This is a genomic window from Tenacibaculum mesophilum (genome assembly GCF_003867075.1).
Lineage (GTDB): Bacteria > Bacteroidota > Bacteroidia > Flavobacteriales > Flavobacteriaceae > Polaribacter > Polaribacter mesophilus.
In genome coordinates, this window is the sequence record NZ_CP032544.1 from 79154 (window position 1) to 95586 (window position 16433).

Annotated in this window: 13 protein-coding genes; 12 read left to right on the forward strand and 1 reads right to left on the reverse strand. The window is 31.5% G+C overall.

Annotation, left to right across the window (positions count from 1 at the left end):
• The 3 genes from kynU to D6200_RS00460 are packed head-to-tail and all read left to right on the forward strand — an operon-like array spanning position 1 to position 3850.
• Positions 1–1260 carry a kynureninase gene (gene kynU, locus D6200_RS00450; protein WP_073181349.1) on the forward strand — a complete coding sequence of 420 codons (1260 nt, stop codon included), beginning with the start codon at positions 1–3 and terminating at the stop codon, positions 1258–1260.
• Positions 1261–2460, forward strand: coding sequence for a S41 family peptidase (locus D6200_RS00455; RefSeq protein WP_073181348.1), 1200 nt, complete (start codon positions 1261–1263; stop codon positions 2458–2460). It begins immediately after the preceding gene.
• Positions 2453–3850 (forward strand): FAD-dependent oxidoreductase, encoded by a 1398-nt coding sequence (locus D6200_RS00460; RefSeq protein ID WP_073181347.1) that lies wholly within the window; start codon positions 2453–2455, stop codon positions 3848–3850. Before D6200_RS00455 ends, D6200_RS00460 begins: the two co-directional genes overlap by 8 nt.
• A 4-nt stretch (positions 3851–3854) precedes the next feature.
• On the opposite strand, the gene D6200_RS00465 is transcribed toward D6200_RS00460, so the two are convergent.
• A complete protein-coding gene (locus D6200_RS00465; protein ID WP_047789347.1) occupies positions 3855–4613 on the reverse strand; it encodes a helix-turn-helix domain-containing protein in 759 nt (252 codons plus the stop codon).
• A gap of 242 nt (positions 4614–4855) precedes the next feature.
• Between D6200_RS00465 and D6200_RS00470 the strand changes: the two genes are divergently transcribed.
• The 9 genes from D6200_RS00470 (at position 4856) to D6200_RS00510 (ending at position 16432) form a co-directional block, all read left to right on the forward strand.
• Positions 4856–5251: a type III secretion system chaperone family protein gene (locus tag D6200_RS00470; protein WP_047789346.1), complete on the forward strand. Its 396-nt coding sequence runs from the start codon at positions 4856–4858 to the stop codon at positions 5249–5251.
• Positions 5252–5262: 11 nt separating this feature from the next.
• Positions 5263–5976 (forward strand): PspA/IM30 family protein, encoded by a 714-nt coding sequence (locus D6200_RS00475; protein ID WP_073181346.1) that lies wholly within the window; start codon positions 5263–5265, stop codon positions 5974–5976.
• Positions 5977–5978: 2 nt separating this feature from the next.
• Positions 5979–6689: a hypothetical protein gene (locus D6200_RS00480; RefSeq protein WP_073181345.1), complete on the forward strand. Its 711-nt coding sequence runs from the start codon at positions 5979–5981 to the stop codon at positions 6687–6689.
• 27 nt (positions 6690–6716) lie between these two features.
• On the forward strand, positions 6717–8786 hold the full coding sequence (locus tag D6200_RS00485) for a Band 7 family protein (protein ID WP_047789343.1): 2070 nt from the start codon (positions 6717–6719) through the stop codon (positions 8784–8786).
• Between the two features lie 87 nt (positions 8787–8873).
• Positions 8874–13712, forward strand: a complete 4839-nt coding sequence (locus D6200_RS00490; RefSeq protein WP_073181344.1) for a DNA repair ATPase — start codon at positions 8874–8876, stop codon at positions 13710–13712.
• A 1-nt stretch (position 13713) separates the two neighbouring features.
• Positions 13714–14232, forward strand: coding sequence for a DUF1697 domain-containing protein (locus tag D6200_RS00495; protein WP_073181342.1), 519 nt, complete (start codon positions 13714–13716; stop codon positions 14230–14232).
• A 64-nt stretch (positions 14233–14296) separates the two neighbouring features.
• Positions 14297–14710, forward strand: a complete 414-nt coding sequence (locus D6200_RS00500) for a RidA family protein (protein WP_047789340.1) — start codon at positions 14297–14299, stop codon at positions 14708–14710.
• A gap of 68 nt (positions 14711–14778) precedes the next feature.
• On the forward strand, positions 14779–16221 hold the full coding sequence (locus tag D6200_RS00505; protein ID WP_073181340.1) for an aldehyde dehydrogenase: 1443 nt from the start codon (positions 14779–14781) through the stop codon (positions 16219–16221).
• A complete protein-coding gene (locus D6200_RS00510) occupies positions 16214–16432 on the forward strand; it encodes a DUF6500 family protein (protein ID WP_073181339.1) in 219 nt (72 codons plus the stop codon). The genes D6200_RS00505 and D6200_RS00510 overlap by 8 nt, the downstream gene beginning before the upstream one ends.
• The last annotated feature ends 1 nt before the right edge of the window (position 16433 follow it).

Sequence of the window (16433 nt, forward strand, 5' to 3'; positions counted from 1 at the left end):
ATGTACAAACCAACACTTGATTACGCACAGCAACAAGATAAAGAAGATAAATTAGCACACTTAAGAGCACAATTTCATATTCCTAAAGATGCAAAAGGGAATGATTGGTTGTATTTTACAGGAAACTCTCTTGGGTTGCAACCAAAACAAACACAACAATACATTCAACAAGAATTAGACGATTGGGCAAAATATGGAGTAGAAGGGCATTTTGAAGCTCGAAATCCATGGATGCCATATCACGAATTTTTGACAAATTCGATGGCAAAAATAGTGGGAGCTAAACCATTAGAAGTGGTAGTGATGAATACGTTAACGACCAACTTACATTTGTTAATGGTGTCGTTTTATCAACCAACTAAAACAAAGTATAAAATTGTTATAGAGAGTGATGCTTTTCCTTCGGATAGGTACGCGGTACAATCGCAATTAAAATTCCATGGATTTGATACAGAAGAAGGATTGATAGAATGGAAACCTCGTGAAGGAGAAGAATTATTACGTATTGAAGATCTTGAGAAAATAGTAGATGAACAAGGTGATGAAATAGCCTTGTTGTTGATTGGAGGAGTGAACTATTATACAGGACAGTATTTAGATATCAAACGTATTGCAGAAATAGGACATGCTAAAAACTGTATGGTAGGTATAGATTTAGCTCATGGTGCAGGAAATATTTCTCCAAAATTGCACGATAGCGGAGTTGATTTCGCGGCTTGGTGTACCTATAAGTATTTAAATTCGGGTCCTGGAAGTTTAGGAGGCCTATTTGTACATGAAAAACATGCACACAATAAAGACTTACCGCGTTTTGCAGGATGGTGGAACCATAACAAAGAAACTCGTTTTAACATGCGTCAACCATTTGATGTAATGGAGGGAGGAGAAGGTTGGCAGTTGAGTAATCCTCCTATTTTATCAATGGCAGCAATTAGAGCTTCATTAGATATGTTTGAAGAGGTAGGAATGGAAGCGTTAAGAGCTAAATCGGAAAAATTAACGGGCTATTTTGAATATCTAATTAATCAGATTGATACCGATAGAATTAAAATAATTACGCCATCCAATCCGAAAGAAAGAGGGTGTCAATTATCTATCCAAGTAAAGAATGCAGACAAAAGTTTACACAAAAAACTAACCGAAAATAATATTATAACCGACTGGAGAGAACCTGATGTAATTCGTTGTGCACCAGTGCCAATGTATAATAGTTTTGAAGATGTATACAGAATGGTTGAAATTTTAAAAACATTGCTATAAATGAAAAAAGTAGTTGTTGTTTTTTTAGTTTTATGTAGCTTTAGTAGTATAGCTCAAACTAAGTATCAAAAAGATTTTGATTATTTGTGGAGTATGTTTGATGGATTCTACGCTTACTTTGATCAAAAACAAACAAATTGGGATGAGGTAAAAAAGATTTATCAAAAAGAGGTAGAAAATGTTTCGGATGATTCTCAGTTTATTAGGTTAATAGAGAATATAACGTACGAACTATACGACCCTCATACGGGGATTAATCGAAATTTAAAATCTTCATTTCGACTAATTCCAACATCAACTGATGCATGGGTAAAAATAAAGGATGGAAAATATTACATAGCTGACATTAGATCGGGTTTTGAAATTGAAGAAACAGGATTAAAGGTTGGAGATGAATTACTTCGTATTAACAATCGTAAAATTGAAGATTTAGTAGAAGAAGTACTGCCAAAATCTTTTAAAAACCCAAAAGGCGATGTAAAAGAGTTTTTTGCCAATTTATGGTTTGCTGGAAAGCATAATGAAGAAAGAGTGGTTCTAGTGCTAGAAAATGGAAAAGAAAAACAATATAAATTAAACAAACCTACAGCTTCAAAAAAAGAAAACGGAACTTTAAGTTCAAGAGTTATAAAAGGAAATATAGGGTACATAAAACTAAATAATTCTTTAGGAAACAATGAGGTAATTAAAGCTTTTCCTAAAAAGGTAGATGAGTTTAGAGATACCAAAGCGATAATTGTAGATTTAAGAGATACACCAAGTGGAGGTAATGCAGAAGTAGCTAAAAGTATTATGGGAAAGTTTATATCGGAAACAATTCCATATCAAAAACATGAAAAAGTAAGTTTAGAAAGAGAGTTTGGTATAAAAAGAAGTTGGATTGAGTTATTAACACCTTTAAAAAATCCATATAAAAAACCAGTTATTGTATTAGCAGGAAGGTGGACAGGAAGTGTAGGAGAAGCAATAGCACAAGGTTTTGATAACATAAAATCGGCAACAGTAGTGGGGACTGAGATGGCAAAATTGTTAGGAGCTATTGAATGTGATAGATTACCAAATACTAAGATCAATTTATGTTTTCCTGTTGAAAAACTGTTTCATGCAAGCGGTACGCCAAGAGAAAAATTTATTCCTGAAATTCACACGAAAACAAGTGAAGAAACATATAAAAAAGCGATTCAAATAATAAATGAGTAAAAAAGATAACATAGTAATTATAGGTGCTGGTTTATGCGGAAGTTTATTAGCACTTCGTTTAGCACAAAGAGGCTATAAGGTAGCAATGTATGAAAGTCGTCCAGATTTACGAGTTACCGATATTTCAGCAGGACGTTCTATCAACTTAGCATTATCTGATCGCGGTTTTAAAGCACTTCGTTTATGTGGTGTAGAAGAAAAAGCGCGTGAAATTTGTATTCCGATGTACGGACGTTTAATGCACGATAGAGAAGGGAATACGTTTGCTTCTAATTATTCAGGTAGAGAAGGAGAATATATCAACTCTATTTCGAGAGGAGACTTAAACGGAATCTTATTAAACGAAGCGGAAGCACACGAAAATGTAAGCATTCATTTTAATACAGAGTGTACTTCGGTTGATATTGAAAATACCGTGGCGCATTTTAAAAACTACAATACGAAGGAAGAGTTTTCAGTAGATGGAGATGTGATTTTTGGAACAGATGGTGCAGGATCTGCATTGAGGAAAAGCTACTATTTAGAAAGAAAATTCTTGTTTAGCTATTCGCAGAATTTCTTGACACATGGATACAAGGAATTAGAAATTCCTGCAGACAAGTCAGGAAAACACCAAATAAGTAAAGATCATTTACATATTTGGCCTCGTGGAGAGTATATGTTAATTGCGTTGCCAAATTTAGATGGAAGTTTTACGGTAACCTTGTTTTTAAGTTACGACGAAGGAGAATACAATTTCAACAACTTAACTTCCGAAGAAAAGATAACTGAGTTTTTTGAAAAAGAATTTTCAGATGCCTTAGCGTTGATACCAAGTATTAAAGATGAGTTTTTAAACAATCCAACAGGAGCTTTAGGAACGGTAAAATGCTCGCCTTGGCATTATCAAAACAAAACTTTGTTAATGGGAGATGCAGCACATGCGATTGTTCCGTTTTATGGACAAGGAATGAATGCATCGTTTGAAGATGTAACGGTATTTGATACGATTCTAGATACGCACGAAGGAGATTGGCAAGCTACTTTTAAAGCGTATGAAAAAGCACGTAAAGAAGATACTGATGCGATTGCTGATTTAGCTATCGATAATTTTTACGAAATGCGTGATCATGTAGCAAATCCATTATTTAAGCAAAAGAGGAAGTTAGAAATGGACTTAGAGAAGACGTTTCCAACAGAATATTTTTCAAAGTATTCTATGGTAACTTTTAATGAAGAGATTCCGTATGCAGAAGCGATGAAAAAAGGACGTGCGCAAGATAAAGCTCTGTTAAATATGGTGGCTCATCATGATTTAGATGCAATCACCGATTTGAATGAGGTATTAAAAAAGGTGCAAGAAGAAACCAACGAAATTTTAGAAGAAGATAAAATTGCTGGATTTAGATAGTTGTTTATTGTAGTTCTCTTTTTAGTTTCAAAAGTTCTTGTTCTAAAAAAGAAAGTTTGTTTTCTATAGAGGTGTTAAGGTCAGGAATTCTATTGAAAAATACATATTGTATTTTCCACAATTCTTTAATATCTGTAATAGAAAATGTTTTATCGGGGATGTTTTTATGGTTTGCACGTAGAGTTACAGAATCGTTTTCAATGTATAGTTTGCGTAGAATCAATTCATTTTTAACAAGAGTTAGTGTGAGCTCTCCATTTTTTAAGTTCTTTATAGTGTTGTTTGGTGTAAACTGGCCTATTACTATGTCGTTAGGGTATAATCCATTATTGTGATTAGCCATTTCTAAATTAGAAACAGTATAAGCTCTGAGTTTTTTTTGAGAGTTAATAGGGAGTTGAATTTTGGATAAATCATCAATAAAAGAAGTTTTGTTGTGGTGTTTTATGTATTCTGTAATTGTCTTTTCGGTTATGCAGGGTATAATGGTGAAGGTTTCTTTTGATAGTTTTTCAGTTTCTAGGGTTAAATCCTCTTTAAACTGAAGTAAATTATTAACTGTGAGTTCTGAAGTTAATAAATTGTCTATAGGAATGCTAAAATAATTAGCAATTTTTATAATGGTATCAATTTTTGGTTCGCTTCTGCCTTCTTCATAAGCGCCCAGTGTAGCTCTCTTAAGGTTAAAGAGTTCTGCAAAAGCTTGCTGGCTTAAACGTTTAACACTTCTGATTTTTTTTATGTTTTTACCAAAGAACGACATGTTTTTGCTAATTTTATTTGCTAAATGGTTTTATTTTTGTATATTTGAGCAAACAATATTAGCTAATTATTTTTGTTTTTGCTAATTTTCTTAGTTTAAAAATTAGTAGGGGGATGTTTAAAATTAATTTTTTTGAATCTATATTGCTAATAATATTATGTTAAGTGTCTTTGATTTTAGAAACTTTTTGTAATATTATCGCTTAAAAAGAATGCTATATTAACTAATCAAACTGCTTAAAAATGAATACACATTTTAGTAAGGTAAAGGAGTTTTTACTTGGGTTAAATTTCAATATAATAAAAGAAAATCAAGAAGAAGGTATTTTTGTTGTTGAGAAAGAAAACGAAGGAATTAAAAACTTAATTATAGGAGTTGCAAATCCAATTATAATTTTTGAACAATATATCTTTAAAATTAAAGAGCCTAATCAAGAAGTTTTTAGGAGTTTACTGCAAAAGAATAGAGATATAATCCACGGAGCTTTTGTCTTAGATGAAAGTGGAGAGCGTGTTATTTTTAGAGATACACTTCAATTAGAGAATTTAGATGCTAATGAGTTTGAAGCGAGTTTAAACTCACTTAGCTTACTCTTAAGTGAATACTCAGATCACATTATTAATTTTTCAAAATATTAAAAAAAATAGATATGAATTTTTTTAAAAGACTTTTTAAAATAGGGCAATCAGAAGCAAATTCTGCGATAGATAAAATGGAGGATCCTATTAAAATGACAGAACAAGGAATTAGAGACTTAAAACTGAATTTAGAGAAGAGTTTAGAATCCTTAGCGCAAGTAAAGGCGTTGGCTATTAGAGCTAAAAATGATGTAGAAGAATTAACATATAAGAGTCAAGATTATGAGCAAAAAGCTGTGTTGATTTTAAAGAAAGGACAAAATGGTGATATAGAAGTATCTGAAGCAGATCGATTAGCAAAAGAAGCTCTAATGAAAAAAGAAGAGACAAACCATAAAATAGGAATGGTAAAAAAAGAAGAAGCTCAGTTTAATGACTCAGTAAGTAAATTAGAGCACAATATTCAAGAGATTAAACAGAATATTAGTAAATGGGAAAATGAATTAAAAACATTAAAAGCAAGAGTTAAAGTTTCTAAGGCAACTAAGAACTTGAATAAACAAATGGCTGATATTGATAGTGCTAGTACTGTTGCTATGTTAGAGCGTATGAAGGAGAAAGTGAAACAAGAAGAAGCTTTGGCTGAAGCTTATGGAGAAATAGCGAAATCGTCTAAATCAATAGATCAGGAACTGTCAGAGGCAGCAGATGTAACTGAAACTTCGGCAGAAGAAAGTCTGTCAAAATTAAAAGAAAAATTAGGGTTAAATAGTAAAGAAGAATAAAATTGAACACTTTTACTGATATTATATTTTCATCTGTTAACTTGCCACTTACAATACTGGTAATTATACTTTTGTTGTATTGGATAGTGACAATGATTTCAGGAGTTGATTTCGATTTAGATATAGACGTAGATATCGATGTAGATTTTGATATTGATACAGATTCAGGAATAGAAGGAGGGAATGCAGATTTTCATGATGTTTCAAATGCAGAAGTAAATAAAGAAGATGTACTAGGCAAGAGAAGAAAACCATTAAAATGGTGGCAATTTTTTCTGATTTACTTCAATTTTGTAGGGTTACCTTTTATGTTTACGTTTACCTGTTGGATTTTTATTTGGTGGATTTGTACGGCATTTTCTACTGTTTTAACAGGAAGTATAAACAATAGCTTTGGTTTTGCATTAATGTTAATAGGTTTTTTACCCTCGTTGTTTATCAATAAAATTTTTACAACACCTTTTAAAAGTTTTTTTAAGAACTTAAATCAACACGGAGATTTACCGATAGATATAGTAGGTAGAGTAGGAGTTTCTTTATCGAACATCAAAGAAAAAAAATTAGGTTCAGCTGAAGTAAAAGCTGAAGGGACTCACTTATCAATAAATATTAAATCGTTAGATGGGAGTCCTATACAATTTAGAGAGCAAATCTTGATTATAAAACAAAGCCAAGATAAGTCTTTTTATTACGCACAATCATATATAAATTAAAAACAAATTATTTTAAAAAAAAGAACTATGACAAACAGTTTATTACAGGTTATTGGAGTAGGTGTAGGTTTAATTCTATTCCTTATTATTCTATACTTTGCTATAATAGCAATGTTTTACAAAAAAGTACCGCAAGGGCAAGCATTGATACGTACAGGTTTCGGAGGAACTAAAGTAGCAACAGATAAAGGAATGTATGTAATACCTGTATTTCACAGAGTAGAAATTATGGATATTTCTGTAAAGAAAATCCAAATAGAACGTTTAGGTAATGATGGATTGCTTTGTAAGGATAACATGCGAGCAGATATTAAAGTTGCCTTTTTTGTAAGAGTAAACAATGAAGTAGAATTTATTAAAAAAGTAGCACAAACTATAGGTTGCGATAGAGCATCAGACATTTCAACTCTAGAAGATTTATTTGAAGCTAAGTTTTCTGAAGCTTTAAAAACGGTAGGGAAAAAATTTGACTTCACAGAGTTGTATGAAGCTCGTAGAGAGTTTAGAGATGAAATAGTTGATATAATAGGAACTGACTTAAATGGATACACGCTGGAAGACTGTGCAATTGATTACTTAGAGCAAACATCAGTATCTTATTTAAAAGCAGATAATATTTTAGATGCAGAAGGAATTAAAAAAATTACTGAATTAACAGCTGCACAAAATATTAAAGCAAACTTGATAAAAAGAGATGAAGAGAAAACTATTCGAAAGCAAGATGTAGAAGCTCGTGAAGCTATTTTAGAATTAGATAAACAATTAGCGGAAAAAGAAGAACAACAAAAAAGAGAAATAGCCAACGTTAAAGCAAGAGAAGAAGCTGAAATCTTAAAAGTTAATCAAGAAGAGCTATTAAAATCAGAATCAGCAAGAATAGCAACAGAGGAAAAAGTACAAGTAGCAGAAGAAAATAAACAACGACAAGTTATTGTAGCGGCTAAGAATAAATTACGTACAGATGTTGTTGAAACTGAAAGAGTAGAAAAAGATAGAATGTTAGAAGCTACTGAACGTGAGCGAATAGTTACATTGGCTCAGATTGAAAAAGAAAAGGTAGTTGAAGTAGAGAAGAAAAACATACAAGATGTTATTCGTGATCGTGTTACTTTAGAAAAAGGAGTTGTTGAAGAACAAGAGAATATGAAAGATATTCAGGCGTTTAAAACAGCAGAAAGAGAAAAGCAAGTTACCATTACGTTAGCTGAAGCAAAAGCTCAAGAAGATTTAATTAAAACAATTAAAGAAGCTGAGGCTCAAAAAGAAGCTGCAAAACAAAAAGCAGAAGAAATAAACATTGAAGCGCAGGCACATAAAGAAGCAAGTGAAAAAGAAGCTGATGCTCGTAAGACATTAGCAGATGCAAAAGCAAAAGAAGAAGCTACTTTAGGAATGTCAGAAGCTCAAGTAATGCATGCCAAAGCAGATGCTAGTGAACGATTTGGTACAATGGAGGCACTTATTATTGAGAAGAAAGCAAAAGCAGAGGCTGTAGGTATTGAAGCAAAAGCTGAAGCACTAAGAAAAGAAGGAATGGCTGAAGCGGAAATTATAAGAGAAAAAGCCTTAGCAGATGCAGCTGGAATTGAAGAAAAAGCAGCAGCAATGAAAAAATTAGATGGTGTAGGTAAAGAACACGAAGAGTTTAAACTGCGTCTAGAAAAAGATTTAAAAGTAGATTTAGCGCACATCAACATACAAAAAGATATTGCAGATGCACAAGCTGATGTTATTGGACAAGCATTAAAATCTGCTAAAATTGATATAGTAGGAGGAGAGACTATGTTCTTTGAGCAAATAATGGGACAAATTACTAAGGCTAAAGGACTAGATAAGATGATTGAAAATAGTAGTAATTTACAAGAGGTAAAGGATGCTATTTTAAGTAGTGATGATGTGAAAGGAAACTTAATGGAACGCGTTAGAGATTTTGCTGTAAAATACGGAATTTCTTCTGATGATATTAAAAACCTAACAATTGCTAACTTATTAATGACTCTTAAAGAAAGAGCAACATCTGATGACGATCAAACGCTTTTAGGAAACCTTTTTAGCTTAGCAAAAGGTTTAGATATATCTAATAAAAAAATGAGTTAGAATAACACTTGCCCGAGTATTGATTTTTCAATACTCGGGATTTCTTTTAATAGGTGTTTTAAAATTAATTTTAACTCGTAATTTTATATGGATAATCAACAACTTGATGGCGGAACTTATGAGATTATTCAGAGCCGTCTTCAAAAACAAAAAAAAGAGCTACTAAATAGGTTACAAAGATTAAATGATGCTAGAAAGCATGTGTTTGGTACAATTGAAACAAAGCTTATAGCAAATGATAGAATTAACACAGAAAACAACTGTATAGCTAGAGATATTGTATCTCTAGGAAACACTTCAATCTTTGGATATAATGTTCATTTTGGACTAAGAACAGATATTAAGTTATCGGATGTTTTCAGCGCTTATGAGTTTAAAGACAATCGTTTTCAGCCAAAATCATTAGATTTTCTTCATAATGAAACTTTCATAACTGACTTTACTAACCTATACAAGTATTATCGAAATACTATTTTTGCAAAATTTGCAATTATAGATAATTATCTTCACATGGTTTTCCAGTTAAGTGAGAGTAAAACCGATGTGAAAACTTTTAAGTGGTTAATAAAGGAAAATGAATTAGTATATGTTGATAATAGAAGTGAGCATGAATACAGGTTTCCAAAGCAACATGAATTTAATTGGCAAGAAGTAACCCGAGATATGCACCGTTATGGTACTTACTCTCATATTTCTATTTTAGATAAAGTTTTTGTCGAAACTATCGGAGGTGATTTAACTATTAAGATAGAAGATAACACTGATGAAGGAAAAGGAATTCTTGAAGAGCCAGTAGAACATGTTGATCAAACATTAGATGATGGTCAGTTTCGTTATGCCGATTTAGGAAACCTTATTTTATTAGAGATAAAACCATTTCAGGAAGAAGCTCGTTATTTTATTTATAATCATAAGTTACAAGAAGTTCAAAAAGTAAATAGTGTTAAAGACTGTGCTGTATTATTACCAGACGATCAAGGTCTTATTTTTCCTGATGGATATTATTTACAAACAGGGCAGTATAAACTTTTTGAAAATAACGCTAAAGACGTTAAGTTCCAAGAGAAAATAGTTTCTCCCAACGGAGAAGACTTTTTATATGTGTTTTATGCTACAATAAGAGGGCTATATATATTAATGTCTTATAACATTATTGAGCAAGAGGTAAAAACACCTATTGTTTGCAATGGTTTTACAATTTTAGAGAATGGAGAATTGTGTTACTTCAAAACTGAAAATGAGCAAACAAAACACCATGTTGTTCAAATTTGGCAAACACCTTATGTAAAAACAGACAGTATTCCATCATTACATGAAGATACCTTACTTTATAAGATTGGTAATAAAGATATTGTAAAAGCAATGGCAGAGTGCCATGAATTAATAACACTTTTAAATAAAGAAGATAGTTATGCTGGTTTATATAGTGATATAGCTAAGAAATCTAATGATATTAATAGTAGTTATTACTGGATAAATGAGCCCGAAACAGAACAGTTAAGTGTACCTGTTGCAGAAATTAACGATGCAGCAAATGCTGCTATTGATGAATTTGAAAAGGTAACTCAATTAAAGCAACAAGCAGCTAAAGAAGGCAAGATTATTCAAGAAAAATCTAATGAACTTTTAAGTAAGATCAAAAGTACTTCTTTTAAGACCATAGAAGATTTTGTTGACTTATTAAATCAACTACGAGTATTAAGAGGGCAGGTCATAAGCTTGAAAGATGTTCGTTATATAGCAATTGATATATTAGAAGAAATTGAAAACTCAATTGAAGAACAAAACACAATAATATCAAAAAGATGTGTAGAATTTTTGTTGAATGATCAAGCTCTAAAACCCTACCATAAACGCGTTCAAGAAAGGCAAGATGATTTAACATCTATAAAAAAGGTAGTAGAAGCTAAAAAACTTGAAAAAGAAGTAGATCAAATAACAACAGATTTAGAACTTTTAATTGAAATTGTAACAAATTTAGAAATAGAAGATACTTCTCAATCGACTAGAATTATTGATAATATCTCTTTAATCTTTGCTACATTAAATCAATTAAAAGCAGGAATTAAAAATACAATTAAAACTTTAGGAAGTAAAGAAGCTAAGGCAGATTTTTCTGCTCAATTAAAACTTATAGATCAAAGTATTATTAATTACATTGATATGGCTACTACGCCAGAAAAATGTGATGAGTTCCTCACAAAAATAGCAATTCAGTTAGAGGAAATTGAAGGTAAGTTTGCCGATTTTGAAGAATTTATTTCCTTAATTATAGAGAAGAGAGAAGAAGTTCATAATGCTTTTGATGCCCGAAAGAGTACAATACTCGAAAAAAGAAATAAGAAAATAGAAGCATTAAGCGCTGCTTCTGAAAGAATTTTAAAAAGTATAGCAAAAAAGGCACAAAGTTACCCCTCAGTTGAAGATATTAACGGATATTTTGCTGCTGATTTAATGATTAACAAAGTTAGAGATATTGTTAATCAATTAAAAGATTTAGAGTCAGTTGGTAAAGCTGAAGCTATAGAAACACAACTTAAAGTAGCTAAAGAAGATGCATTAAGAAAATTAAAAGATAAACAAGAGTTATATGAAGATGGTGAGAATATAATTCGCTTAGGAAAACACAAGTTTGGAGTTAATAAACAACCGTTGGATTTATCAATAGTTTACAAAGATCAAACGTTACATTATCATTTAACAGGAACCAATTTCTATCAAGAAGTTGAAAATGAAATTTTACTTAAATCTGAAAAATATTGGAATCAAGAACTAGTTTCTGAGAACGATTTAGTGTATAGATCTTCTTATCTGGCGTATAAATTATTTACTTCGTATTCAACAGATGAATTATTAAAGCTAAACGAACAAGGTTTATTAGCGTTAGTTCAAAATGAAAGTGGAAGCTTGTTTGCAGAAGGATATGTAAAAGGTGTGCACGATGTTGATGCGTTTAAAATATTATATACACTAGTCCATAAACATCACGAATTAGGTTTATTAACATACGCTTCAAACACTAGAGCATACGCTCAATATTTTTGGAACTCTTTACCTAAAGAGAGTCAAGATTACTATAATTTTTCAATAAAAGCATATGGAGATGTCTTACGATTCTTTCCTGAAAGTAAAGAGTACGATTTTTTAATAAATAAGTTACAAAAAGAAATAACTACTTTTTCAGAAGAAACTTTATTGTTTTCTAAAGAGTTAGGAAAAACAATAGCTAGTTATTTATTTAACCAATTAAAAAGTACTAATTCATTTGTAATTAGTGCTATTGCATTGGGAATAAAAGAAGACTTTATAAAGTACCTAACAAAACAAGATGCATTACATGTGTTTAAAAGCAGTCTTGAAAAGACTACAAATTATAAAGCAAAAATCCAATTGACTAAACAATGGGTAAGCTCATTTATAGCTTTTATTGAAGGAAATGAAAATTACACAGATGAAGTAATTTCTTTATTATTATTTCACCATGAGCCTAATGCTGTTTTACATGCAAACCCTGAAGAAACCATTAAAGAGTTAAGAGGAGAACACGATACTATTATTGAAGGAAGTTTTGAATTTAATTATCATAGTTTCATTGAAAGATTAGAGGTTTTTTCAAAAGAAGACGTACCTAATTTTTTAGCATACAAAGAGGCGAAACACCTATTGGTAGAAAATTTAAAAGAGACATTAAAGTTAAATGAATTTAAGCCAAGAGTATTATCTTCCTTTGTTCGAAATAAGCTAATAGATGAAGTTTACTTTCCCTTGATAGGAGATAACTTATCTAAGCAGTTAGGAACGGTTGGAGATAATAAACGTACAGACAGAATGGGGATGTTACTTTTAATATCACCCCCAGGTTATGGAAAAACTACTTTGATGGAGTACCTAGCCAATAGGTTAGGATTAATCTTTATGAAAATTAATGGACCTGCCATTGGTCATGAGGTAACCTCAGTCGACCCGGAAGCAGCAACAAATTCAGCTTCTAGAGAAGAACTCAAAAAGTTAAATTTAGCTTTTGAAATGGGAGATAACGTAATGTTGTATTTAGATGATATTCAGCATTGTAATCCTGAGTTTTTACAAAAATTCATTTCTCTTTCAGATGGAACAAGAAAAATAGAAGGAGTATATAACGGAAAGCCAAAAACATATGATTTAAGAGGAAAGAAGTTTTGTGTAATTATGGCTGGAAATCCATATACTGAAAGTGGAGATAAGTTTCAAATACCTGATATGTTGGCTAACCGAGCTGATATATATAACTTAGGAGATATTATAGGAGATACAGATCATTTATTTAAACTTAGTTTAATAGAAAACTCATTAACATCAAATCCTATACTACACCAGTTAAGTAGTAAATATTTTGAAGATGTTTATGCTTTGATAAATAGAGTTGAAAATAATACTGAAGAAGGGGAGTTGAAAGGAAATCATACAAAGCAAGAGATTCAAGATTATATTTCGGTATTAGAAAAAGTAATAACTATAAGGAATACCATCTTAAAAGTAAATAAAGCATATATTGAGTCGGCTGCAAAGGAAGATGAATATAGAACAGAACCCTCTTTTAAGTTACAAGGTTCATATCGAGACATGAATAAGTTAGTAGCTAAAGTAGTACCAATAATGAATGATAATGAGTTAAAAAGACTGGTATTGTCTCATTATGAAAGTGAATCTCAAACATTAACATCTTCTGCTGAAGCAAATTTATTGAAGTATAAAGAATTAATAGGAGATATATCAGAAAACGAAGCAAACCGATGGAATGATATAAAAGAAATTTTTGTTAAGAATAATAAGCTAAAAGGTTTGGGGAATAAAAATGAAATGGCTCAAATATTAAACCAAATGATGTCATTTTCAGATAATTTAGAAGGAATTAAAGAAGTTTTAAGAAAAGGATTGCAAGGATAAAATGAACACAATAATTATTTTGTTAAGAGGGATTAATGTTTCAGGGAAAAATAAAATTCCGATGCAAGAATTAAAAACACTGTTAGAAGAACTGGGATATAATACTATAAAGACCTATATCCAAAGTGGCAATATTGTGTTAAAAACTAGAGAAGACTCAAAAGAGGTAGAAAAGAATATTCATACAAAAATTAAAGAAAAATATGATTATGATGTTCTTGTTCTAGCAAAAGAAGTAAAAGAAATAAAAGAGATTCTTCAAAACAACCCTTATAGTAATTTAAACGAAAAACAAATATATTTTACTTTCTTATTCAATGAAACTACAATAAAAGAGGTAGAAGTAGATGCGAAAGAAGATGAATACACCATCTTAAAAGATGTGGTTTATGTAAATGCAGCTGGAGGGTATGGGAAAACAAAATTGACGAATAATTTTTTTGAAAGAAAGTTAAAAGTTTCAGCAACTACTCGTAACTTTAAAACCACGAATAAATTAATAGAGTTAGCCAGTTCGTAAATGTCATTTCTATCAAAGGGAGAAATCTCATGAAAAATGCATTTGAAATTAAAAAATATAAAACATGGATAGTAAAGTAATCAAAGGAAAAGCAATACCAAGAGGAAAGTTTCCGCATGTAAAACAAGTAGGAGATTTTATTTATGTATCTGGAACCAGTTCACGTAGACCTGATAATTCTTTTGAAGGTGTTGCCGTAGATAAATTTGGAACGACCAACTTAGATATTAAAAAGCAAACCCGAGCGGTAATAGAAAACATTCGTGATATTTTACAAGAAGTAGGAGCAGACTTATCAGATATTGTAGATGTAACTTCATTTTTGGTGAATATGAATGATTTTGGAGGCTATAATGAAGTATATGCTGAATATTTTGATTATAACGGACCAACGAGAACTACCGTTGCTGTACATCAATTACCACATCCTCATTTATTGATTGAAATTAAAGTGGTAGCGTACAAAAAGCAAGAATAAAGAACAAAGAACCATTAGAAAAGAAAAGAGACTTTTTCCTCTCTTGGTTTCTTTAATCTGTGAATGAAATGACTATTAAAAATTATATAAACGGAGAATTCGTTATACCGGTAGCAAATAATTATATTGATAATTATAATCCATCTATTGGAGAAGTGTATGGTCAAATTCCTAATTCTACTAAAGAAGATGTAGCGTTAGCATATAAAGCAGCTAAGAAAGCTTTTCCGTCTTGGTCAAACACTACCTTAAACGAACGTAGGGATATTCTTTCTAAAATAGCACAGTTAATTCAGCAAAGGTTACCTGAATTGGCAAAAGCTGAGGCTAAGGATAATGGAAAGCCTTTAAGTTTAGCTACAGCGATTGATATTCCGAGAGCTTCATCTAATTTTCAATATTTTGCAGATGCAATTACACAATTTTCATCCGAAGCTCACGAAAGTGTAGGTTTAGGAGCGATGAACTTTACGTTACGTCAACCTATTGGCGTAGTGGCATGTATTTCTCCATGGAATTTACCATTGTATTTATTCACATGGAAGATTGCTCCGGCCATAGCAGCAGGAAATTGTGTCGTAGCAAAACCGAGTGAAGTTACACCAATGACAGCCTATTTACTAGGAGAAATTTGTAATGAAGCAGGTTTACCTAAAGGGGTGTTGAATATAGTTCACGGATTAGGAACCACCACAGGACAAGCCATTATTGAACATCCAGATATCAGGGCGATTTCATTTACAGGAGGAACCGCCACAGGAGCACATATCGCTCGTACAGCAGCACCAATGTTTAAGAAATTATCGTTAGAACTAGGAGGTAAAAATCCGAACATCATTTTCGCAGATTGCGATTATGAGAATATGTTAGTGACTACAGTTCGCTCTTCATTTGCAAATCAAGGTCAGGTTTGTTTGTGCGGAAGTAGAATTTTTGTAGAGGAAAGTATTTACGAGCAATTCAAAAAAGATTTTGTTCAAAAAGTATCGCAATTAAAAATAGGAAATCCTTTTGATCAAGATACAAATATTGGAGCCTTGGTATCGAAACCACATTTAGAAAAGGTAAAATCATACATAGATATTGCGGAACAAGAAGGAGGGAAGATTTTATACGGAGGTGACAGAGTCACTGTTAAGAATTGTGAGAACGGTTACTATTTACAACCGACGATTATTGAAGTTTCAAGTAATAAGTGTAGGTTAAATCAAGAAGAGATTTTTGGGCCTGTAGTTACTTTAATGTCTTTTAAAACAGAAGAAGAAGCTTTACAGTTAGCTAATGACGTGGTGTATGGATTGTCATCAACACTATGGACAAACAATTTGACAAGAACCATGCGTATGTCTAAAGAATTACATACAGGAATTGTTTGGGTGAATACTTGGTTATTACGTGATTTAAGAACACCTTTTGGAGGTCAAAAAGCGAGTGGAGTAGGGCGTGAAGGAGGTTTTGAAGCATTACGCTTTTTTACAGAACCCAAAAATGTATGTATAAAATATGAATAAAGAAATAAAGGAAAAAATAATTGCTGTATGTGAAGAGAAGATTGCTAAAAAAGGAGAAAATGTAGGGCTTTCGTTTTATGCATTTTTCAAAAATAAAAATGACAATCCGAAAATATTAATGGAAGTGGCTACTTGGTGGATTCAAACGCATCAATTAGATCATTTTGAGAAAGCAGTTAAGATTAAACAAATGATTCAGAATAACGAATAGA